Genomic DNA, 22,964 nt, shown 5'->3' on the forward strand with positions numbered 1-22,964 from the left:
TAATTTTTAATTAATGAATGTTATATATAAATTTTTTTTAAATTTAGTTAATATATAGGCATAATGTTAAATTAAAATTTAGGCCTTTATTAATTCGAACCTAAATTTTAAAAAATTTATGAAGTTTTTATGTGTTTTTTTCAATTTGAATAATATAAATTTTGATATTCATCAGTTGTCTTTACAACTTGACAAAAAAGCTTGATTAATCCCTCGTTGGAATCAAAAAGTTTTTTGTCAAAATGGTCATAATATTTAATTTTGCTAACATTATTTATGATGTTTTGATTTAGTTGAAATTCTAATTTAACATTACCTTTAAATGTTGGCGAAATATGATAGCCTATAAGTCCGTCTGTTTTGGAACTGATAAATTCTTTCTTTTTATTATTTCAACTATTTTTATTATTTATATAGTAATCTATTGTGTGCTTGAACTTGTTTATTTCGGTTTTTCTTGATATTAATTCAGCAGTAATGAATCTATTGCCTTCTTCAATAGAGATACTATTTAAAAATTCTAACTGATATTGCCTTTTAGGAATGTAATATTGATCTGGACTCTTTAATTCAATCGTTTGTTGCATTGCTTTTTCTAAAAAATCATTTTGTTTTAGGTTAAAAAACTTCATATTGTAAATTAGGCTATTAGCATAAGCAACATTATTTTCGAAAATGTTTGTATATTCCCCAGTCTCGCCATCGAAGGTAATTTTTATAGATTCAATTAGCTCAAACTTCAAATCTTTTTCTTTAACATTAATATTATTAAAATCAACAACATTATTTTCTATTTTGAAATTAATAACAAAAGAAAGCTTGTTATAAAAATTAGCTCTTCACCTGTTATAAAAACTAACCTTTAATTCCTTTAAATCTTCGAATTTTATTTCGCTTTTGTCTACATATTTTGAAATGCGAAATTTTATCCGTTCATTTTCTAATTTCTCTAGATCTTGCACTTCAAGATCCTTATTATTTAATTGCAAAATTTTAATTCTTGAATTCTCATATACTGATTTAGGAATCGTGAATTCAATAATTCATGTATTCTCTTTTAGGTTTCTTAAAATTAATATTTCACATTTTTGATCTTTTGTAAGTCCGATGTCTAAATTTCATCTATCTTCGACATTGTATGTTCCGACAGTTGCACTAATTTTCTCTTTATATTCAACAACTTCTTTTTGGCGTTCAATGTTTGAATAATTATAAATTGGTAGCATTAAATCCTCTCTATGCCTCTCTCATGGGCATAATAAGTACACCATTATTTTTTACTTTATGCTAATAAATGAAACTTTTGAAACCTTTTATTACATAAAAAAATATTTTGTTCTCATTTTTTGCCAAAATAAATAAAAGCCATATTTGCTATCTTTGCAAATAAGCTTTATTTGACTATTTTATTAATCGAATAAACATCAATATAATAAACTTTCGATAAATTTTAATCTTCGATAGAATGTGGATTTTGATATATTGAAGGTTTTTCAAGTTATGTTGCTTAGATCGTCTTTGAATAAAATTGTTAGTAATATTGAACGGTCCAATTGACTTAGACTTTTAATTAGTTTTATAACTAATTGTTTTGATCCGCTCGTAATTTCTAATCTTTGCAATCTAAGTTCTTCAAAATTTGCAATTTTTTTGGATAATTCCAGTTCAAGTCTAGTAATGTCTAATTCTAATCTAAAACTGCCATTTTCATTTTTTAAACCCACAAAATCCTTTAATAGTTTTAATAATATTGGTCTTATAATAAGGATATTTTTAAATCTTTGTCTCATTTTTTACCTTTCACCATTATTTTAATATTTTTTTTAGGAATTATAGGAATCTATGAAACTGAAAAAACATTTTATATTTATAAATATAAAAAAATTTTAAAGTTTCAAAAAAAATGTAGCATTTTTAGCAATGCTACATTTTATAGATATTTATCTGGGTGTAATTCTTTCATTTTTTTAATGAATTCCTCTTTAGTAAGAGAGCCGTATTTTTGCATTAATTCGACACATTCATTATATTCATTTTGCGCTCATTTTGCATCTTCAAATCCAGTTATGCTGGTAATATTTGGGCCTTTGAAGAATTTATAGTTTTTAAAGAATATTTCTACTGAATGTAGTCACATTTTATCCAAGTCATCTAATGATTTAATGTGATCAAGACGATAATCATCAGCATGAACGGCGATTAATTTAGTATCAGTTTCACCTGAATCAATCATTTTCATTGCTCCAATAATTCTAGCTTCAACTGAGACACCTGGCATAAAAATTTCAGGTGAATAAACTAAGACGTCTAGTTCATCGCCATCTCAATCAAGCGCTTCTGAAAGGTAACCATAGTTTGCTGGATATCTAAAACCCTCACGCAAAATTCTATCAACTTTTATTTTTTTGGTTTTTCGATCATACTCATATTTAATATTTGAATTTTTAGGAATTTCTATATTTACTATTACATTTTTCATAAATAAAATTTTATCAATTTTTATTTTTTCTAAAAAATTTCCCTATTTTTTCTTAAAGTCGATGATTTTTAAAATTTCGCACTTATATTTGAATTCAGGAGGAAGAAAAAAATGACAATTTATTTATACGGAAAAATTGTACACACAAATACAAATTATTTTATTTTAGACCACAATGGTAGAGGTGAACTTATTTATGCGCCACAAATGAGTAGATTTAAAGCAGGGGAGGTGAGAAAAATATTTATATCTGAAATAAACAATGAATATTCTAGGGTGACATATGGATTTGACAATTTTAAAGAAATGGTAGTTTTTGAGGATTTAATTTCATTGCAAGGATTAGGCCCTAAAACTGCTATTTCAATATTAAATTCAGGTTGAGAAAATATTATTAATTATATTGCAAACTCTAATAAAGAAGAGTTAATAAAGGTACCTTATGTATCGCCAAAGATTGCTAATGCAATTTTATTGACCTTAAAGGATAAATATATTAAATTTATTTCAAAGATGAGTGATGAAGAAATGCAAAAATTCAATAAAGTTTCAAAAAACAACACAGTTTTAAAAGAATTTGAAGAAACAATGAAAATGTTAGGATTCAAAAATAATCAGATCAGACTTGCTCTTGATAATATGGAATTAACGAGCAATATTGAAGAATCTGTTGAAAATGCAATTAAAATAATTAGTCAAAAACAAAATGAAGCAAGAATTTAGAATAAAAAGTTTTGATAATTTTATTGGGCAAAATAAGATTACATCTACTTTAAAAGTGATGATAAACTCAGCACTAAAACAAAAAAGACCTATTGACCATTTATTATTTTACGGGCCACCAGGATTAGGGAAAACTACCTTAGCTCAAATAATTGCTAATGAGACTCAAAGTAACATCATTTATGTGCAAGGGCCCCTGATTCAAAAGAAAAGTGATATATTAACTTTGTTTTCTTCGTTGCGTGAAAATGATATTCTGTTTATTGATGAAATTCATGGTATAAATAAGAATATTGAGGAATTATTATACTCTGCCATTGAAGATTATGTTATTGATTTGCCTGTTGGTGTTGAAGGTGATATGAAAATAATGAGATTAAATTTAAATAAGTTCTCATTAATAGGGGCTACTACAAAATTTAATTTAGTATCAAATCCACTAAAAGATAGATTTGGATATATCGGAAAATTATTGCCTTATAGTAACGAAGAAATTAAAGAGATAATCAGTAATTCAGCCAATAGAAATAACATTATAATCGCACCAGATGCAATTGAGGAAATAGCAAGAAACTGTCGATCTACTCCAAGGATTGCTAACAACTTATTAAAAAGAGTTTATGACTTTGCATTATTTCGAAACTTAAATCAAATAGAAGCAAGTTTGGTAAAGGAATCATTTGAGTATCTAGATATATATCCCGGGGGATTAAATATTTTTCAGGTTGAATATTTGAGTATTTTAAAAAATGTATTTAAAAATAAAAGTGCTTCTTTAGATACTATAAGTTCAATTTTAAAAGATGATAAGGTAACAATAATTAATGATTTAGAGCCTATTCTTTTAGTAAAAAAGTTCGTTGAAAAAACTGTTAGGGGTCGAAGAATAACCAGCGACGGAATTGAATATCTAAAATCAATTAATAAATAACTAATAAGTTTTTATGTTTTTTATATTTAAAACTTTATAACTATTAAAATATATTCAAAATATAACAATTATTATATAATTGTACCTATGAATAAAAAAAATAAAATTAGCCCTGCAATAAAATGAGTTTTTAGTATTTTTATATTTATTGGGATGTTGTTAGCATTTATTTTTGGTTCTATTTTTTATTTAACACCAACATTGAATAAATTTAATCGTACTAATAATGAAATTATCGGAACTAAAACAGTTTTAAAAATTCAAAAAAATAGCAACCAAACAAGTTCTAAAAACGAATTACAACCAAATAAAATTGCAGATATTGTAAAGCAGTACCTTCAAGAAAAAGGTGATAAATTAACTTCTAACTATGATGTTAATTTATTGTCTAATAATCTTATTGAAGTAAAAGATTTGTCAGCAACTGATGATAAATCCCAAAAACAGCTTTTAGACTCATTAATTAAAAAACCTAATTTAACAATTACCGATCATAATGGTAATCCATTATTTTATAAAGGTAGATATCAAGGTAATGAAAGCTCATTCCATGGGTTGAAAGAGCTCATTGATGAAGGGTCTCAAAATTTTAACATGGATTTAGATCCAAATCCCGCAAGTGATAAAATACCTGAGGGTTATGCAGATAGAATTCAAATTAAATTGAATAGTTATGCATGAGATCAATTTACACACCTTGCATATGATTATTTTATAAGAGGTTTTCAACAACAAGGACAAGGTCAAGATGACCCTAGCTCAAAAGTATACTTTTGGTTAAATTTGGATGAATTCATTCAAAATGCCATTCAAAATGATAGAGAAAATTGAGATAGAGCAAAAAATAATCCTGTTAATTATGCATATGCCAATAATAAAGCAGGTGATGATGTTACACGCGATAAGGACGGAAAAGTATTAAAGACATTAAAACCAAGCTTAAAATATTCAATTAATGCCCAAAGATATTTAATTTCTGCAATATCTCCTATCTCGTTGATTTCATCAAAAAAACGTGATTCAATATTTTACTTAATTAATAACATTTCTAATGGTTATTCAAATAAACAATTAACTTCTTTAATTAATTTCTCATATACACCATTTAAATTAGAAAAACAAACTTCTTATTTTATTACTAAATCATATAGACAATTTGATTCATATATCATTGCTATAGTTGTTATGTGAGCCGTTATGTCACTATTTTTATTAATAAAGTACAGACTACTTGGTGTAACTGCTAGTGTTACGTTGGCATTCTTGATATTTGTATTTTTATCAATCATAACTGCTTTTGGTGTAGTTATAAATTCAATAATTGGACTAACAGCAATTATGTTACTATTTATTGCATTTAGTTTATTAATTAGAAAATTGCACATCTTTGCAAAGGAAATTAAGGAAGGTTCGAATACTAACAAAGCTATAAATAAGGCGACAAAAAGGTCATTGATATCTGGACTTGATGTAGTAGCTGTTATAGGCATTGGGGCCATTTTGGCTTTCTATTTAAATATTAATCATTCTTCAACTATTGGTGCGTTAATGGGTCTTGGCGCTTTGTTAATTTCTTTTATTGTTATTGGTTTAAATACCATATTGTTTAGACTTATAATTCAAACCGAATCGTTTGATAATAAGAAGTATTTGCTTTTAAGTGCAAATAAAAAAATACATAAATTTACTTTAAAGATTAATAATTTCTTTAAAGTAAGACTACTTATTATTCCTATTATCGCTATTCTTATGGTGTCAATATTAATATTTGGTTCCTTTTCTGGAATACAAAAGTCAGCATTATTAGGTTTTAATGTCGATTCTAATTTAAAATTTAAGTTTATTTATAGTGTTGGTTTAAATTTCAAAAATGGCGTTGATATTAGTGGACAAACTACTATATTAAATGAATTGCAAAATTTTATTATTTCTCATAATGAAGGTGCTTTAATCGAGAAAGTAAAAGCAAGTGAAAACGGATTAAATTCGCTATTAATTTATTCTAATATTGATATGAGCAATTTAATAAACAACGAATTGCTAAAGTTATTTAATTCAAAGAATTATGCAGATATTACTTTAGTAACTAGCTCTAATGCTTTAGGAAATAACAGCATCGGGTATTCAACTGCCTGAATCTCTCTATTAATGCTATTAACCAATATTTGCATATTCATATATATCACAGTTAGATATTCAATGCAATCAGCAGTTATTTTTATAGTAAAACAAATTCTTTTGATTGGTTTAGTGTTAGGGATATTCATTATCTTTAGAACTAAAATTGATAATTTTGTGTTTGACGGTTTATTATTTGTTTCATTTATCAATATTGTTGATTCAGTAATCAATTCATCAATCATAAAAGATGAAATTTTAAAAGATACTAATACCAAGAACTTTATTTATAATCCAACCCAGGTTCATAATATTATCAAAATATTAATAAGTGATACCTTTACTATTCAAACATTTAATGTTATTTTGGGATTTGTATTATTATCATCAGCTCCATTCTTGCTTGTGAGTGTATCGTTTAATGCAATATTTTCACTTCAATTAGCATTGTTATTTACTTGATATTTAAACATGTTTATTATTCCAAGACTATTAGAACATTTAATTAATTTAAGATATAAAAATAAACACAAAAGAATTGAAAATGATTTTTGAAAAACAGAAAAAATCCAAGAGCAAACCTTTATTGGTATTAATGATTTTTCAATGTAATTTAGTGAGGAATATATGTTCAAAAGATTAAAAGGCACACAGGATATTTATAATAAAGAGGCTAAAATACTAAATTTTATTCGTAAGACTTTTGAGGGAATAAGCAAAAAATATAATTTCCAATTTATTGAAACACCAATTATTGAAGACTATAATCTTTTTATAAGAGCAGCTGGTGAAACTAGTGACATTGTAACAAAAGAAATGTATGTTTTTCGCGATAACGGCAATAGAACTATTAGCTTAAGGCCTGAAGGCACAGCATCAGTTATTAGAGCATATATCGAAAATAAGATAAATAATTTTACAAAGGCAAAATTATTTTACTTTGGTCCTATGTTTAGATATGAGCGACCACAGAAGGGTAGATATAGACAATTTATCCAAGGTGGAATTGAATTAATCGAAAAAAAATCAGTTCTCTCTAATTTTGAGGCAATTAAATTTGCTAATGATTTCTTAAATGATTTAAAAATAAATGATTCTATTTTAGAAATTAATAATCTTGGTAGCATTGAAAGCAGAAATAAATATATTGCATACTTAAAGGATTACTTTTTAAAATACAGAGATCAACTAAATGAAATTTCAAAAATTAGATTAGAAAAAAATCCCCTTAGAATTCTTGATGATAAAGAGGAAAATAAAAAAGAATTTGTAATGAATGCTCCTAAATTACTTGATTTCTTAAGTTATAATGAAAAGCAGGAATTTAATGAATTGTTAATTTTGCTAGATAAATTTAATATTAGATACAAGGTTAATCCATATTTAGTGCGAGGATTGGACTATTATACAGATATTGTCTTTGAATTTGTTTCAGACTCGAAGGCTCTTGGTTCGAAATCAACAATTCTAGCTGGCGGCAGATATGATGGAATGGTTGAATCTTTCGGCGGCCCTATGATCGGATCGATCGGGTTCGCTTTTGGCGTTGATAGAATATCTAACATAATTGCTTATAACATTGACAAATACGAAGAGATAAAAGAAGATTTAGATATTCTTATAGGTTATATAAATGATCACGAAAAAGATGAAATATTAAAAATCGCTTATGATTTAAGAAAAGAGTACAACATTGAATTCATTAATGAAAAATGCTCAGTTAAACAACTTTTTAAATTAAATTATCAATTAAAACCTAGAATGCTCATATTTAAGGAATTAAATTCAAAACACCAAGAAATAAAAATAAAAATTAAAGATATTGAAATTATTCATAAATACCATGACATCAAACAATTTCAAGAGATAATAAAGGATGTAATATAAAATGAAGAAAATATATTGTGCAGATTTAGATATAAATAATATAGGTAATAGTGTGGAACTGTTTGGTTGAGTGGCAACTAAGAGAAAATTTAAGAATCAAATGTTTGTTGATTTGAGAGATTCTAGCGGTATCATTCAATTGGTGTTTGTTAATATTTCTGACCCACTTTTAACCAAGGAAAGTTGCATTAAGGTTAATGGTATCGTTAAGAAGCGCCTTGATGCTAATGCAAACTTAAAAACAGGTGAAATTGAAGTTTTAGTTAATGAATATCAAATTCTTAATTCATCTAAACAAATCCCTTTTGATATTGAAGATGATAAGAATAATTCTGCAAATGAGGATTTACGTCTAGAATATAGATTTTTGGATATTCGAAATAAAAAAGTATTGAACAATCTTAAAATTAGACATAAATTATCGCTTTATATTAGAAATTTTTTCGATAAGAAAGGTTTTATTGAGGTTGAAACACCTATTTTAGCTAAATCAACTCCAGAAGGCGCAAGAGATTACCTGGTGCCAACAAGAAAAAAAGGAAGGTTTTTTGCACTACCTCAATCACCTCAATTATTTAAACAATTATTGATGGCTGGAGGTGTTGAAAAATATTTTCAACTAGCAAGAGTTTTTAGAGACGAGGATTTAAGAAAGGATAGACAACCAGAATTTACTCAATTAGATATTGAAATGTCTTTTGGCTCGGAGGAAGAAATCTTTGCATTATGTGAGGAAATGTGAGCAGAAGTTCTGGGAAAGTTAGGCTATAATATTGAAACAAAATTTCCACGAATGGATTTCGAATACTCAATGAAACATTATGGAAACGATAAACCCGACACAAGATATCCATATTTAATTCAAGATTATTCAGAGGAATTGAGTGATAAATTCGGAATGAAATATGTAAAGGGTATAATATTTGACCGGGATGTTAATGAGCATATTGATATAATTAATGAAATTTTTTATAAGAATGGTGGTGAGTTTTTTGAAACGTTAGATTTAACTTGTCCATCATGTGAAGTTAGCAAACACCTTGCAACAAAAAAAGAGTCAACTCATTTATCAAACCCGATCGCTTTAATATCGGCCGGTAACGATGAAGAAAATGTTTTAAAAGCCTTGGGTGCAATAAGAACACTATTGAATGAGCTATATAAGTTAGCAGATCCTAATAAATTAAACTTTTTGTGAATAGTTAATTGGCCAATGTTTGAATTTGATAAGGAAACTAATTCTTATGCTCCTGCACATCACCCGTTTACTCAATTTGATGAATCTACTGTTCATTATTTGAAAAATGATGAGTTTAATAAGGTTAGAGCTAAATCATATGATTTAGTTTTAAACGGTTTTGAGCTAGGTTCTGGATCGATTAGAATTCATGATCTCAATATTCAAAAAATGATTTTTGATATTTTAAAAATATCAAGAAAAGAACAACAATCAAGATTTGGCTTCTTCTTAAAATCATTTGAATACGGCCTACCACCGCATTGTGGCATTGCATTTGGTATTGAAAGAGTTTTAATGATTTTAACTAAATCATTATCCATAAGGGATGTTATTGCTTTTCCAAAAAACGCAAAAGGTGTAGATTTACTTACTTCAGCGCCATCAGAATTAGCAAAAGATCAACTTGCTGAGTATGGGATAGAAATTAAGAGTTAGGAGAAAATAATATTATGGTATGAGCATTAGTTGTAATTCTTTTAATAATATCCTTAGGTATTATAGGAATATCGTTTATGATGGCCCCAGATTCTAATAGTTTTAGCGGTGCACTTGTTGGTAGCAATGATCTTGACCTATTTAAAATTTCAAAAGAACGCGGAATTAAAAAAGTTCTTAAATGGTCGATGATTTCCTTAGGTATTTTAATGTTTATATTTGCAATTATTTTGCGCGTTGTTTGACAGCAAGGTTAAAACTTACATATAATGAACAATAAATTTTTTAAAAATTTTAAAAAATTAGACTCAGTTGAGATATTAAAATTCATTCAATCTCATCCACAAGGTTTAAGTTTTTTGGAAATTGTAAAGAAATTAAACATACATCCATCATTAAATACTGATTTATCATTAATACTTAAAAAATTGGAAGAAAACGAAAAAATCGAATACAAGAGGGATGGTTCCTATATTCCTATTTTTTATCTTACAATGGTCGAAGATATTGTTGCAATAACTAATAAAAGATTAGGTTTTATTGATTTTATTGACGCTAATGATGAATCGAAGAAAAAATCTGCAATTTTATTTCCATTTGAAACAAGAAATCTACTTGATGGCGATTTAATAGAGGCCAAAATTTTCTATTATTATAACGATCAAAATGAATTGTTATATAAGGCAAAAATTACAAAACTATTAAAACATAAAAAAAATATTTTGATAGGAAATTTCTTAAGATCGCATAATGGGAAGATTTATTTCGAAGCATCAAATGATCGAGATAAAGGAAAATTCGAGATTTTTAATTTAATGAATATACCTAAAAATATAAATAGAGATGATGTTGTTGAGGTTTTTGTTTTAGAACCAAATGGAAAAAATATTGCTATTAAGTTTAATAGAATTATTACAAATATTAATTCTTTTGAATTTCCATTTGCTAAAATTCTCGCAGAAAATGAAGTTAGCCAGAAATTCAATGATAGTGTTCTTCTAGAAGCTTCCAATATGCCTACATCTGTTAGTGATCATGAAATTAAACAACGAAAAGATTTACGCAGTTTATTAACTGTTACTATTGATGGTCTAGATACAAAGGATTTTGATGATGCAATATCATGTTTTGTGTTACCTAATGGTAATACAAAACTTTATATTCATATTGCGGACGTTTCTTATTATGTAAAAGAAGGAAGCAAAATTGATAGTGAGGCATTGCTTCGGGGTACATCAATTTATTTGCCAGGTGAGGTTATACCTATGTTACCTTATGAATTATCTAATGGAATTTGTTCATTAAACCCTAATGTCGATAGATGTACTATTACACTTGAGTTAGAAATAGATAAAGAAGGTAATAATGTTAAAAAAGATATTTATGAAAGTGTAATTAATTCTAATTATCGCCTAACTTATAATGAAGTGAATGATTATTTTAATAAAAAGATAAATGTATCATTAGAATTAAAAAAATTAATGGATGATTCGCAAAGAATATCAAAAATTATTCGACAATATAAGATCAAAGAAGGTTATGTTAATTTTGAAATTAAGGAACCAAAGTTAATTATAGAAAATAATAAGGTAGTAGACATCAAAATAAGAGAGGACGGCGAAAGTGAAAATATGATTGAAGATTTTATGGTTAGAGCAAATGAAACAATAGCGGAAATGATGTTTGAAAACCATATTCCTTCAATATATCGTGTTCATGATAAACCATCTGATGATAAGCTTTTTGAGCTTCAAGAACTTATTAAATTTGCACATTTAAATAATATATTGGTACCTTTTGATGGAAACCCATTAAGTTTTTCAAAAATGGTAAATAAACTAAAAGAAAAAGGATTGGATGATTATATAAAAAATGCTTTTCTTAGAACAATGCAAAAAGCAGTATATTCATCTAAAAATATTGGTCATTTTGGTCTTGCTTCTAAATATTATTCACATTTTACCTCACCAATAAGAAGATATCCTGATCTACTATTGCATCGTTTAATTAAGAAATATTTGTTTGCTCGTAAAAAAATTAGCGATGAACAATTTGCGGAGGAATCTAGTAAAATTGAGCAAATTGCGCTTATGAATTCTGAAAGTGAAAGAACGGCAATGACTGTTGAAAGAGACATTGTTGATATTAGAAAAGCTGAATATTTTGAATCACTAATCAATAAGACATTTGTTTCTACGGCCGTTTCTATTGAAAAATTTGGAGTATTTTTTAATATTAACGAATATCAAACAAGTGTTTTAATAAGATTTGAAGATTTGGATGATAATGTTATAAAAATTTCCAATTATGAAGCTAAAGGCGACCGCCTTTTATTCAAGGTTGGCCATAATTATAAAATAAAAATTATTGGAATTGAAAGAGAAAAGGGAAATATTAATGCGTCTTTGTGTTAATATTTCTTTTTTTGATCTTATAATATTATTTATGCCAAAGTTAATTATAAAAAATAAATTTGCTAAATTTGATTATGAGATTCATAGTACTTATGAGGCAGGAATTTCATTACTTGGTTGAGAGGTAAAAAGTTTGAGGGCACAAAATGCAAAAATAGATAATGCTTTTTGCTCTATTAGCAACAAAAATGAGGTTTGAATTAATAATTTGTATATTTCTCAATATATGCTAGTTAAGGGCGAATTGGATAGATCAAGAAAATTATTGATGCATAAAAAAGAAATTTTGAGAATAAGTAATTTAATTGATAGATTAGGCTTAATAATGGTTCCCCTTTCGATTTATTGAGTGAACAATTATATAAAAGTTGAAATTGCTTTGGCTAAAAGATTAAAAAAATACGATAAACGTGAAAAAATTAAACAAGAAGAGCTAAAAAGAAACCTTAGAAAAATATATTAACGGGGATGAAATGGCTTCGACAAATATTTACGTATTTCAATTGCAGTGGTCTTGTAAACCATAATACTTCTAGGCTTTTTAAATGCAAACTTAGAAAACAAAAAAGAAAAAGACTACTTCATGACAAACGTTATGAATCGTCAATTAAATCCAGTATTTGCTTAATTAAAATCTGGTCAAAATCTTATAATGTGGCCCGCATTTAAGAATTTTGTTGTGTTGGGCTTGATTCAGTACTGTTTCAGTTAAGGGCTGAATGACTCAAATAAACTGACACCCTTTTAATTTTTTTCTATTTTAATTAAAACTGGTTTAGCATAAAAATAGAATAAACTGTAGATATTGAAATATTACAATGTATGGACCGGGGTTCAATTCCCCGCATCTCCACCAAATGTAAATACGCTAGCATGATGCCTTGGCATCATGTTTTTTTGTTTATGTTAAGAATCAATTATAAAAATAATTAGATAAAAATTATAGTAAAAATTTTTATTAGACAAATAGCAATATTAATAACTAAATAAGAGGAATCACCGATATACCAACGTCAAGTAAAATGATAGATGCAGAAAGTTAAAGAGTCGCCATTATTAGAAAAAACTCCTTAAAATTTATTTTTTTCAATTTACAAAAAACTCAAAAGATATCGAAAGAAATGACCTTTTAAAATTTTGGGAGATAGCAAATTTTAAAATATTTAAGATATTTAGCAAATAAATAAATTTATGAAATTATTAATTTGTGGTGGCTTTATTTCAAAATAACAATTTTAATCTCGCCGAATTGTTAAGTTAAATTTTACAATTATCGTAAAAACCTATTTTATTGCTATTTTTTGATGTAAAGTTTAGAAAATAATTTAATCCGGTTTTTTGATAAAAAAATATATTAATAACAAAAAAGTTTTTTTATTTTTTTTAAATAAAATAGCTTATTTTTAATTAAAAAATAATGTATGATTTTATAATATATAAAGTATTTTTATTGTAAATCTTAAAATAAAAGGGGAAAAATAATGGCAGTGAGATTAGTCGTAAATCATCCTGATGGATGGGCAGTAAAAAACCCGAAAGGACAAAGAGCTTTGAGAGTTTTTAAAACGCAAAAAGAAGCTATGGATTATGCAAAATCATTGAAGGATACAACGTCAATTAATGTGCAAAGTAAGACTGGTGCATTTAGAAAAGTATAAAAATGTACAATATTTTAGATGGTAAAAAAACTAAGGAAGAAATACAAACTAAAATAAAAAAGCAATTTCAAAACATGGCAGAAGATAAAATGCCAATTTTAGGTATATTACAGGTTGGTGATCTTGAGGAATCTAATATATATATAAAGCATAAATTAAATATTGCTCATTTCCTTGGGTTTAAAACAAAATTAATAAAATTAAATAGAAACGTATCAGAAGAAGAAATAAAGCATAATATTGATATTCTGAACAAAGAAACAACCGGTTTTTTAGTTCAGCTTCCTTTGCAAACGGATAAAGTCAAAAATCTACAAGAGTTACTTAATTGCATTAATATAACTAAGGACATTGATGGTTTGACACAATGGAATCAAGAAGCAAATTTTCTAACTAATTTTAATTCATTTCTCCCTGCTACAGCTCTTGGTGTTGTTATATTATTAAAAAAATATCAAATTAATTTTAATAATATGAATATTGCCGTTGTCGGTCAAAGCAAGATAGTTGGAAAGCCGCTTGCTGATTATTTTGAGCAAAATGGGTCTCATGTAAGAAGATATGATATTAATACTCCGAAGGACGATTTATTATTGAATGATTTAGTTGTTGTAGCAACTGGCTGCCGTGGCTGCCTGGACGGAATAAAATTAAAGGATAATGTTGTCCTTATTGATGTAGGAATACATCGAATAAATGGTTTAATTGTCGGTGATATTGATATTTCTAAGATAAATAACAAAATATCATATTTAACTCCAGTACCTGGCGGTGTTGGACCCATGACTATCATTGCCTTAATGCTTAATTTGGTTAAGGCATATGATATGCAAAACGATTCAAATTTTTTATCAAAAATATTGATAGATTTATAATTAACTTTATATATTTTTTAATATAATTATTAACTATTTTTTTATAAAAAAATAGCATATTACACAAATTGCTATTTTTTATTTTTTTACTATTTTTTGATTACAACATTTAGTAAAATAATTTAAATATTTTTAGTTTTCTTATTTAGGGGGCCTTTATGATAATAGGAATAAGTGGAATGATTGCTGCGGGAAAAAGTTCGCTTTCTTCCAAATTAGCTAATCATTATAAAAATTCTTTACTACTGAATGAATTTGAAGAAAATGATGAGGTATTCAATACTTTTTTAAAGTGATTATATGAGAAAAAACAAAATTTAACTATTAGTTTTCAAAGTTTTATTATTGAAAACCATTCAGCAAAATTTATGGAAATTTATAATAAATTGCAAGATAAACCCGATATAGATCGGCATTTGTTTTTGGATAGATTTTCTATTGAACATTATATTTTTGCTAAGTTAATTCTTAGCAAAAAAGAACCTAAATATTTTGATGGCTTCAAAGCCTTATTTTCTAAGTTAATTACAAAAAGCGAATTACCGGACTTAGTAATATTTCTTGATATAAGTTTTGATACTTTTAAGAAAAGAATTTTTGAGCGAGGTAGAGCTATTGAAATAGATAATTGAGATCTTAATTACGATTATTTCAAGAACTTGCATGAAAATTATTATAAAATTTTTAGAGAACTTGCTGATGATTTTCAACTTAATTACAAAATTATCGATACAAACAATTTATCTGAGGATGAGGTATATAAGCAAGTAGTAAAAATTATTGATGAAGAGGAAAAACAATGGCAGTTAAGACAATTGATCCACGAATAGAAAAAGTTCTTTTCAACCAAGAACAATTGGAATCAAAAATAATTGAACTAAGCAATTGAGTTAATGAAACATATAAAAATTCAAATAACTTAATTCTTGTCGGTTTATTAAAAGGATGCTTACCGTTTTATGCTCAATTGATAAAAACAATTAACATAGATTTTATTACGGATTTTATGATAACTAGTTCATATGACGGGAAAGACAAACCATCAGGAAATGTTAAGATAATTCTTGATCTTGTTAATAATATCGAGGGTCGTGATGTGTTAATAGTTGAAGATATTGTCGATACAGCAAAAACTATGACTAAGGTTGTCTCAATTTTGAAATCTAGAAATCCTAAGAGTCTTAAGGTCCTTACTTTATTAAATAAACCTAGTGGTAGAATTGTGGAATTTGAGCCTGATAATTATGGTTTTATTATTCAAAAAGAAGACTTTGTTGTTGGTTTTGGTTTTGATTGAGAAGAAAAAATGAGACAGCTGCCTTATATAGGTACAATTAAAAAAAGCATTATTTAATTGTGATTAAATAAAGGAAAAAACAAACAAAAATGAGCCTTCTTCAATATATGAGGTTTCAGCATTAAAACATTGATTTTTTACAGTTTTTTATTCCGTTGAGGAATTATTTTATCACTTGTTTTTACATTAGGAATTGCTATACCATGAGTTTATTGTGCAAGACAAAAATTTATTGCAAACCACACTATTTATTATAGGTGCTAGAAGATTGAAATTTGATGGAACAGCTGGACAAATTATTTGGCTCATTTATTAAATAATGACTATTAGGTATTGTAACATTTGGTTTTATACTTTCTTTATCTTGCCACAAAGAGTTGTTGCTTGATACACAAAGCATACACTCATTGCTGAATAATTAAAAGAAATTATAAAATGCAAGACTTTAATCTTGCATTTTTATTTTTGCGTTTATCTATTTTTCAGCCTTATCAGCCTTAGTTGTTGATTCTTTATCATTGTCCTTAGGTTTTGATTGTACCATTTTAACAATAGCTTGTTCAACATTCTTTTCATATTGTTTTATATTTTCTTCTAATTTTCTATATTTTTCATAATTTTCAGAATCGCTAAATTTAACTAGTAGAGTAAAAATTTTATGTGGTAGTTCATTTTGTTCCAATGATTTCTTTGAAACAAAGGTTTTTATTTGTTCTGGTTTTAAATTATATGATTTAGCTATTTCATTAACCTTATTTTCATATTCTTCATCAGTGATTTGTAGATTTTCCTCATCTACAATTTTTCCTAAAACAAATGATTTAAAAAGATTTTTAAAGGCTTCATCTTGATATGTTTTTAGAACATCCTCTTTATTGGTTTTTGTGAATTCAAAATAATCTCTTTCGCTAATCCCCTTTTGTTTTAGCTGTTGAATAAAACTTTTATAATATTTTTCAGCTTCTTCATTAATAATTATGTTAGAAATTGTTATTGAAGAGTTTTTGATGATTTCGTTGATTGCTTCATCTGTGTAGGTTTGCGAAGCTACTTGTAAAACTGCTTTTGTTGCTTCAAATTCAACATATTCATTAAATTGTTCGATAGTGTTTACTAATGGATTTATTTTTGCTTCTTTTAAGAATTGATCATTTACCTCTGGGTAATTATTTGTTTTAACTGAATTAATTTTTACTTTAAAGACTACATCTTTTCCAGCCAATTCTTTTGCATGATATGTTTCAGGGAATTTAAGATTTATATCTTTTGATTCACCACGATTTAGATTGACCATTTGTTCTTCGAAGCCAGGAATGAATTGATTTGATCCTATTACTATGTCAAATTTTTCAGCTTCTCCGCCTTCAAATTTTTCACCATTAATGTAACCAGTAAAATCAAAATTTACACTATCACCCATTTTTATTGGTTCATTAGATTCAATGGAAACAGCGTAATTTTTTAGAATTGTTTCTTTGGTACCTTCAATCATCTTTTTATCAATGTTTGCAATGTTTAACTTAGTATTAAGTTTCTTATATTCACCTAAATTTACATTAGGAAATAGAGGGAATCTAAATACATATGTGGCACCTTGGTCAGAATAATCACTAACATCAAAACTAGGGTGATAATCATTAATAATTTTATCTTCGTCTTTAATTTGGGTAATTATATGATTTTTATAAACATCATCAAATTTATCATGAATTACTTTATTAAAAATTTTAAATGGATCAACTCTTTTTAGAGCTTCTTTTAAAGGGGCTTTACCTTTTCGAAATCCAGGAATTGTAACATCATTAGCTAATGATTTTTGGGCTTTTTCATAGGCCTTGGTTCACTCCTCGCCATTAATGGTATAATCGATAATTAATTCGGTATTTTCCTCATTGAATTTTCTTGACATTTTTTTGTTCTCCTTGAATAAAAAATATTGTTATTATTATAACATTATTTATTTAAATAATGAATATAATGATTTTTCATTATCTGATAGTGAATTTTCATCACTTTCGCCAAATAAAACCTTAGTAACGTTGATTATTTCTTCATATTCGCTAATAGTTTTATTTTTTAAAATATTAATTCAATTTTTGAATAAATATGCACTGAATACTTGTCTGGCGATTTTGCTTTTTGCTACATCATTGCTGTAAATTGTTAATATTTCTTTTTCCAGTTTAGCAATTGCCTCATTTTTTAAAAATGAACCATCTATTTTAGGATTAATTATTATATTATTAACTTTGTAATTGTAATCAACATTTTTTGTTTGCAATAAATCATATATTAGCGTTTGAAATCCTCCGTTGTCAAAACCATCTCCATTAAAAAAGAATTGAAATTCAGATAGATATTCATTTATATCTCGGTTTTTTAATTCATTATAGTTAAGCATAAAAATATAATCCATTTTTTTGTTTTTTAATGAATTAATTAGCGATAAAGTATCTAAATTGGTTTTTGTTTTTAAATTGTTTTTTTTAATCTGAAATAATATAGTATTTCTGAAAGCGTCAATTTCTTTTTGCATTGCATCAATAACAAATTTATTTCTCGAGTTATCTAAGAGATAAATTGCTTTGAGCGGGTCGTCATATCTTATTTCTGTTATTTTATCAATGAAATCATTAAATTCTTTTTCTATTAAATCCATAATATAAAATTTTACACTATTAACATTATTAAAATAAATAATGTTGCTTCTAAATTAATAAATAATTCTATAATTTATATATAAAAAAATTAACGTTATTAGATGACGAAAATTAATTTTATTTTTAAAGAATTTTTAAGGAGAATAGGAATGTCTAAAATTAAGAAAATATATGCATATGAAGTTTTAGATAGTAGAGGGAATCCAACAGTTAAGGTTGAGATAACCACTAAAAAAGCTTTCGCTGAAGCTCTAGTGCCATCGGGCGCATCAACTGGATCAAAGGAAGCTTTAGAGCTACGTGATAAAGGAACAAAATATGAAGATAATTGATTTGGTGGAAAGGGTGTTCAAAGTGCTTGCGATCATATAAATAATGAAATAGCTAGTTTATTAATTGGGCATGATGTAAAAAATCAAGAGTTGATTGATAATATTATGATTGATGCTGATGGTACTCCAACAAAATCAAAATTTGGTGCCAATGCAATTTTAGCTGTATCTCTAGCATGCGCAAAAGCAGCTGCAATCGAAGCTAAAAAGCCATTATATGAATATCTGGCTTCTTTAAAACAAATTAGTGCAAGTTCATTTACTTTGCCGGTGCCGATGTTAAATGTTATTAACGGTGGTGAACACGCTTCAAATACCATTGATTTTCAAGAATTCATGATTATGCCGGTAGGGGCCAAATCATTTAAACACTCTCTGCAAATGGCAAATAAAGTATTTCATACATTAGCTAAATTACTTAAGAAGGCAGGACACGGAACACAAGTGGGTGATGAAGGTGGTTTTGCACCTAATTTACATACCCATGAGGAAGCACTTGATTTTCTTGTTAAAGCAATTAAGGATGCTGGTTTTAATCCTGCAACAGAAGGCGTAAATTCGATTGCAATTTGCTTGGATGCTGCATGTTCGGAACTATATGATTCAGAGACGAAGAAGTATGTATTTAAGAAATTTAAGAAGGCATTATTAGATAAAAGAGCTGGTTTTGAAAAATATGCTAAAAATAAATACGAATTTACAACTAAAGAACTTGTGAATTACTTTGGTAAATTGATTAATAAATACCCTATCATTTCAATTGAAGATTCACACCATGAAGATGATTGGGATGGATTTATTGCAATGAATGAAAAGTATGGTGAAAAGGTTCAGTTAGTAGGGGACGACTTAATTGTAACAAATCCTCAATATATAAAGGAAGCTATTACTAAAAAAGCAATTAATGCTTCATTAATTAAGATTAACCAAATCGGTTCATTAACAGAGACAATTAAAGCAATCAAGATGTCTCAAGAAGCTAATTTAGTTCCTGTGATCTCACACCGTTCTGGCGAAACAGAAGATACATTTATTGCTGATTTATCAGTAGCATTTGGCACCGGAGAAATAAAAACTGGTTCAATGTCAAGAACTGATAGAATCGCTAAATATAACAGATTAATAAAAATCGAAGATGAGCTAGGAAATAGAGCTAAGTTTAAAGGAAGAGAAACATTTTATAATTTAAAATAATATATCAAAATAAAATTAGACCTAATCCCCAATTGTTATGGGTTTGGTCTAATTTTATTATTTTTGTTTTAAAAAACTTGGCCAAAAAGCCAAGTTTTTTAAAACAAATTAATCGATTTTCACTTTAACAGCAGCACCCATTGAAGTAGAAACTACAATGTTTAAAACATATGTTCCCTTAACAGTTTGCGGTTTTAATCTCTTAACTGTTTGAATTATGGTTTCAGCATTTTGAGCCAACAATTCAGTAGGCATTGATTTTTTACCAACTGAGGCATGGATAATTCCACCCTTATCAGCACGGTAATTTGCTTTACCTTTTTTCAATTCTTCAACAGCTTTAACTGGATTTGTTGTAACTGTTCCTGTCTTTGGGTTTGGCATTAAACCTTTTGGACCAAGCTTTTTACCATATTTTCCTAAAACAAGCATCATTTTTGGATCGGCAACAATCACATCAAATTCATATTTATCTTGATTTAAAATTTCTGGTAGTTCTGAAGATGAATAAACGAAGTCTGCCCCGGCCTCTAATGCTGCTTTCTGCGCTGAAACTTCATCAGTAGCCACTAAAACTTTAATGCTTTTACCAGTACCATTTGGTAGCACTACAGCTCCACGTAGTTGTTGGTCTGATTTTCTTGTGTCTAAATTTAATTTAATAGCAATATCTAATGACTCGTCAAATTTTGCAAATGAAGCCTTCTTAGCTAATTCAATTGCATCTGCTAAAGGGTAAATATCTTTTTTGTTAACTAATGTTTTTAAAACTTTAGCGTTTTTTGTAACTCTCTTAGCCATTAGTTAGCACTTCCTTTTAGTCATTCTTCATAACCTTCAACTGTAATACCCATATTTTTAGCAGTTCCAGCAACCTGATGCATAGCGCCTTCTAGAGTTATTGCATTCATATCTGGCATTTTATATTCCGCTATTTCTTTTAATTGTTCCAAAGTAATTGAACCAACTTTTTCTTTGTTTGGAACTCCACTACCTTTTTTAATTTTTGAAGCTTGAATCAATTTATATGATGTTGGTGAGGTAAATAATTTAAAAATAAATGATTTATCCTTATAAACTGTAATTAATACAGGAACCGGTTCCGAACCTCTATCCCTTGTTTGGTCGTTAAAAGCTTTAGTAAATTCAGGCATGTTAATACCAACACCTGCTAATGCAGGGCCCGGTTTGGCTTGTCCAGCTAAAAATTGTAATTTAGCTTTTTTTACTATTTCCTTTGCCATTTTTAAAAAATCCTTTCGATAATTGTGGTTCAAACGAATTAATAAATTCTTCCACATTTTAGGCAATTTTACATTGCACCTAGAAATTATAGCAAATAACTTATTTTATAAAAATAAACTCATTATATTTATCGTAAAATTTAATCAAAATAAATAATATCGGCATAATAGAAGCACAATAAGAATTCTATATTAGTAATTTTTTAGAAATTTTTATGCTTTTCTAACTAAATTTATAAAAAAAGTATCCACATTCGGATACCTTTATAATAACCTTTACAAAATTATTAGGGCTTTAGTTTTGTAAAAAGTCAGCACTACTTGGCATTAATAATCTAACTAAATGATCCAACAACTGAATTTTTAGATTTGGGTATTTTTTATCATTGCCATCTTTTGAATTATTCATTTTTGAAAGTTTGATTAGTTCATCAGTTGTTTTTATTGCTTCGTCAATTGATTTTTCATTATATGAGTTTCCCTCAAGGCCATATTTAGAAAGTTTATCATTATCTTTCTTGTAATTTTCTTTGTATTCTTCAAGCATTTTCTTAAGGTTTGAAAAACTAGATTCATTTGCTTCTATTTTTAGATTTTTAACCATAGAAACAATAGTTTTAACTTCTTCGATTTGTTTTTCTTGTTGTGTTTTTTCTTCGAATTTTAAATTTTTACCATTAGGGAAAAGTAAATCACTTGCTGTTTTTGTTAATAGCTTACTAATTTCTCCTAATAATTGAATTTTTGCTTGTGGTGGAATACTATCTATCTGTAAAAGTTTAGTTTTTTCAAGCGCATCATTAAGTTTTTCATCTTCGTAATTAAATTCTTTAATATCAAATTTTTTCAGAAGTTCATTTAATTTTTTTTCATCTTCAAGTAATTTTTTAAATTCTTCTATTGATTTTTTATCTGAATCAACATTAAGTTTATTCAATTCAACACCTAAATTAACATTCTTGTTAAATTCTTTTTTAAGTTGAGGATCAATTTGTCCTTTGAATAAGCTTTTTGTAAAAATGTTATCAATTTCACCTAATAATTGAATGATTACATTTGGATTTTTATCATTATTTTTAATGATATCGTCAAGATTAATTAATAATGAAAATGCTTTTGTTAAAACATTTTTGAAATAATAATCACTTTTACCAAGTTTTTTAAATGCCGCAGCCCCTTCTTTTTTAAGTTCATCAACAAAGTTATTTTTTGAAATATCAACCTTAGAAATTTTTTCAGCGAAAAGCATTACTGCTTGTTTGTCTTTGTTAAATTGAATTGATTCAGGTGTTTCAATTTCTGGTTTAATTGGCTTATCATTCTCTGAATCGCCTTGCATTGATTGATCAGTATCGCCTTGTTTATCTGGATTAGGATTTTTATCAGTATCGCTTTCTTTATCAGGTGTTTTTTGTTGAGGGTTTTTTGTTTCTGGGTTTTCTGGTTTCTTTGGTTCAGCTGGTTTTTCTGGTTTTTC

The 22,964-nt window shown here is 27.1% G+C and carries 21 protein-coding genes and 1 other RNA gene; 14 read left to right on the forward strand and 8 right to left on the reverse strand.

Annotated elements, in window-relative coordinates:
- Positions 1-116 precede the first annotated feature (116 nt).
- From ACWXVU_RS00555 to ACWXVU_RS00565, 3 genes are all read right to left on the reverse strand, one after another.
- A complete protein-coding gene (locus tag ACWXVU_RS00555) occupies positions 117-1,226 on the reverse strand; it encodes an MHO_1580 family protein (RefSeq protein ID WP_456011920.1) in 1,110 nt (369 codons plus the stop codon).
- Positions 1,227-1,409: 183 nt separating this feature from the next.
- The gene (locus ACWXVU_RS00560) at positions 1,410-1,790 is read right to left on the reverse strand and encodes a hypothetical protein (RefSeq protein ID WP_438340802.1); all 381 of its coding nucleotides are present in this window, start codon (positions 1,788-1,790) and stop codon (positions 1,410-1,412) included.
- Between the two features lie 140 nt (positions 1,791-1,930).
- Positions 1,931-2,479: an inorganic diphosphatase gene (locus ACWXVU_RS00565; RefSeq protein ID WP_438340803.1), complete on the reverse strand. Its 549-nt coding sequence runs from the start codon at positions 2,477-2,479 to the stop codon at positions 1,931-1,933.
- 111 nt (positions 2,480-2,590) lie between these two features.
- Between ACWXVU_RS00565 and ruvA the strand changes: the two genes are divergently transcribed.
- The 13 genes from ruvA to hpt all read left to right on the forward strand — a co-directional run bounded on the left by ruvA (position 2,591) and on the right by hpt (position 16,114).
- Complete coding sequence (ruvA, locus tag ACWXVU_RS00570; RefSeq protein WP_438340804.1) at positions 2,591-3,202, forward strand: Holliday junction branch migration protein RuvA; 612 nt, start codon at positions 2,591-2,593, stop codon at positions 3,200-3,202.
- Positions 3,186-4,133 (forward strand): Holliday junction branch migration DNA helicase RuvB, encoded by a 948-nt coding sequence (gene ruvB / locus ACWXVU_RS00575; RefSeq protein WP_455994584.1) that lies wholly within the window; start codon positions 3,186-3,188, stop codon positions 4,131-4,133. Before ruvA ends, ruvB begins: the two co-directional genes overlap by 17 nt.
- An 87-nt stretch (positions 4,134-4,220) precedes the next feature.
- The gene (secDF, locus tag ACWXVU_RS00580) at positions 4,221-6,863 is read left to right on the forward strand and encodes a protein translocase subunit SecDF (RefSeq protein ID WP_456011922.1); all 2,643 of its coding nucleotides are present in this window, start codon (positions 4,221-4,223) and stop codon (positions 6,861-6,863) included.
- Between the two features lie 15 nt (positions 6,864-6,878).
- The gene (gene hisS / locus ACWXVU_RS00585) at positions 6,879-8,138 is read left to right on the forward strand and encodes a histidine--tRNA ligase (protein WP_456011923.1); all 1,260 of its coding nucleotides are present in this window, start codon (positions 6,879-6,881) and stop codon (positions 8,136-8,138) included.
- Position 8,139: 1 nt separating this feature from the next.
- Positions 8,140-9,813 carry an aspartate--tRNA ligase gene (aspS, locus tag ACWXVU_RS00590; RefSeq protein ID WP_444705112.1) on the forward strand — a complete coding sequence of 558 codons (1,674 nt, stop codon included), beginning with the start codon at positions 8,140-8,142 and terminating at the stop codon, positions 9,811-9,813.
- Between the two features lie 14 nt (positions 9,814-9,827).
- Positions 9,828-10,070 carry a preprotein translocase subunit SecG gene (gene secG, locus ACWXVU_RS00595; RefSeq protein WP_438340809.1) on the forward strand — a complete coding sequence of 81 codons (243 nt, stop codon included), beginning with the start codon at positions 9,828-9,830 and terminating at the stop codon, positions 10,068-10,070.
- 12 nt (positions 10,071-10,082) lie between these two features.
- On the forward strand, positions 10,083-12,227 hold the full coding sequence (rnr, locus tag ACWXVU_RS00600) for a ribonuclease R (protein ID WP_456011924.1): 2,145 nt from the start codon (positions 10,083-10,085) through the stop codon (positions 12,225-12,227).
- A 31-nt stretch (positions 12,228-12,258) separates the two neighbouring features.
- The gene (gene smpB / locus ACWXVU_RS00605; protein ID WP_455966273.1) at positions 12,259-12,690 is read left to right on the forward strand and encodes an SsrA-binding protein SmpB; all 432 of its coding nucleotides are present in this window, start codon (positions 12,259-12,261) and stop codon (positions 12,688-12,690) included.
- Between the two features lies 1 nt (position 12,691).
- Positions 12,692-13,083: a transfer-messenger RNA gene (gene ssrA, locus ACWXVU_RS00610) on the forward strand.
- Between the two features lie 625 nt (positions 13,084-13,708).
- Complete coding sequence (locus tag ACWXVU_RS00615; RefSeq protein ID WP_438340812.1) at positions 13,709-13,885, forward strand: DUF2188 domain-containing protein; 177 nt, start codon at positions 13,709-13,711, stop codon at positions 13,883-13,885.
- Between the two features lie 2 nt (positions 13,886-13,887).
- Positions 13,888-14,760 (forward strand): tetrahydrofolate dehydrogenase/cyclohydrolase catalytic domain-containing protein, encoded by an 873-nt coding sequence (locus ACWXVU_RS00620; protein ID WP_456011926.1) that lies wholly within the window; start codon positions 13,888-13,890, stop codon positions 14,758-14,760.
- A 158-nt stretch (positions 14,761-14,918) separates the two neighbouring features.
- Positions 14,919-15,590: a deoxynucleoside kinase gene (locus ACWXVU_RS00625; RefSeq protein ID WP_438340814.1), complete on the forward strand. Its 672-nt coding sequence runs from the start codon at positions 14,919-14,921 to the stop codon at positions 15,588-15,590.
- Entirely contained in the window at positions 15,560-16,114 is a 555-nt protein-coding gene (gene hpt, locus ACWXVU_RS00630; protein WP_438340815.1) for a hypoxanthine phosphoribosyltransferase, read from the forward strand. Before ACWXVU_RS00625 ends, hpt begins: the two co-directional genes overlap by 31 nt.
- 418 nt (positions 16,115-16,532) lie before the next feature.
- On the opposite strand, the gene tig is transcribed toward hpt, so the two are convergent.
- Together tig and ACWXVU_RS00640 are read right to left on the reverse strand one after the other, a co-directional pair.
- A complete protein-coding gene (gene tig / locus ACWXVU_RS00635; protein ID WP_438340816.1) occupies positions 16,533-17,966 on the reverse strand; it encodes a trigger factor in 1,434 nt (477 codons plus the stop codon).
- A 48-nt stretch (positions 17,967-18,014) separates the two neighbouring features.
- On the reverse strand, positions 18,015-18,716 hold the full coding sequence (locus tag ACWXVU_RS00640) for a hypothetical protein (protein ID WP_438340817.1): 702 nt from the start codon (positions 18,714-18,716) through the stop codon (positions 18,015-18,017).
- Positions 18,717-18,866: 150 nt separating this feature from the next.
- On the opposite strand from ACWXVU_RS00640, the gene eno reads away from it, so the two are divergent.
- The gene (gene eno / locus ACWXVU_RS00645) at positions 18,867-20,243 is read left to right on the forward strand and encodes a phosphopyruvate hydratase (protein WP_456011928.1); all 1,377 of its coding nucleotides are present in this window, start codon (positions 18,867-18,869) and stop codon (positions 20,241-20,243) included.
- A 108-nt stretch (positions 20,244-20,351) separates the two neighbouring features.
- Here eno and rplA read toward each other — a convergent pair whose 3' ends face one another.
- From rplA to ACWXVU_RS00660, 3 genes are all read right to left on the reverse strand, one after another.
- Positions 20,352-21,044 (reverse strand): 50S ribosomal protein L1, encoded by a 693-nt coding sequence (rplA, locus tag ACWXVU_RS00650; protein ID WP_438340819.1) that lies wholly within the window; start codon positions 21,042-21,044, stop codon positions 20,352-20,354.
- Positions 21,044-21,487, reverse strand: a complete 444-nt coding sequence (gene rplK / locus ACWXVU_RS00655; protein ID WP_438340820.1) for a 50S ribosomal protein L11 — start codon at positions 21,485-21,487, stop codon at positions 21,044-21,046. Before rplK ends, rplA begins: the two co-directional genes overlap by 1 nt.
- Positions 21,488-21,782: 295 nt before the next feature.
- The coding region (locus ACWXVU_RS00660; protein WP_456011929.1) for a hypothetical protein at positions 21,783-22,964 on the reverse strand (1,182 nt) is incomplete at its 5' end.

Source organism: Mycoplasma sp. 2575, assembly GCF_053851635.1.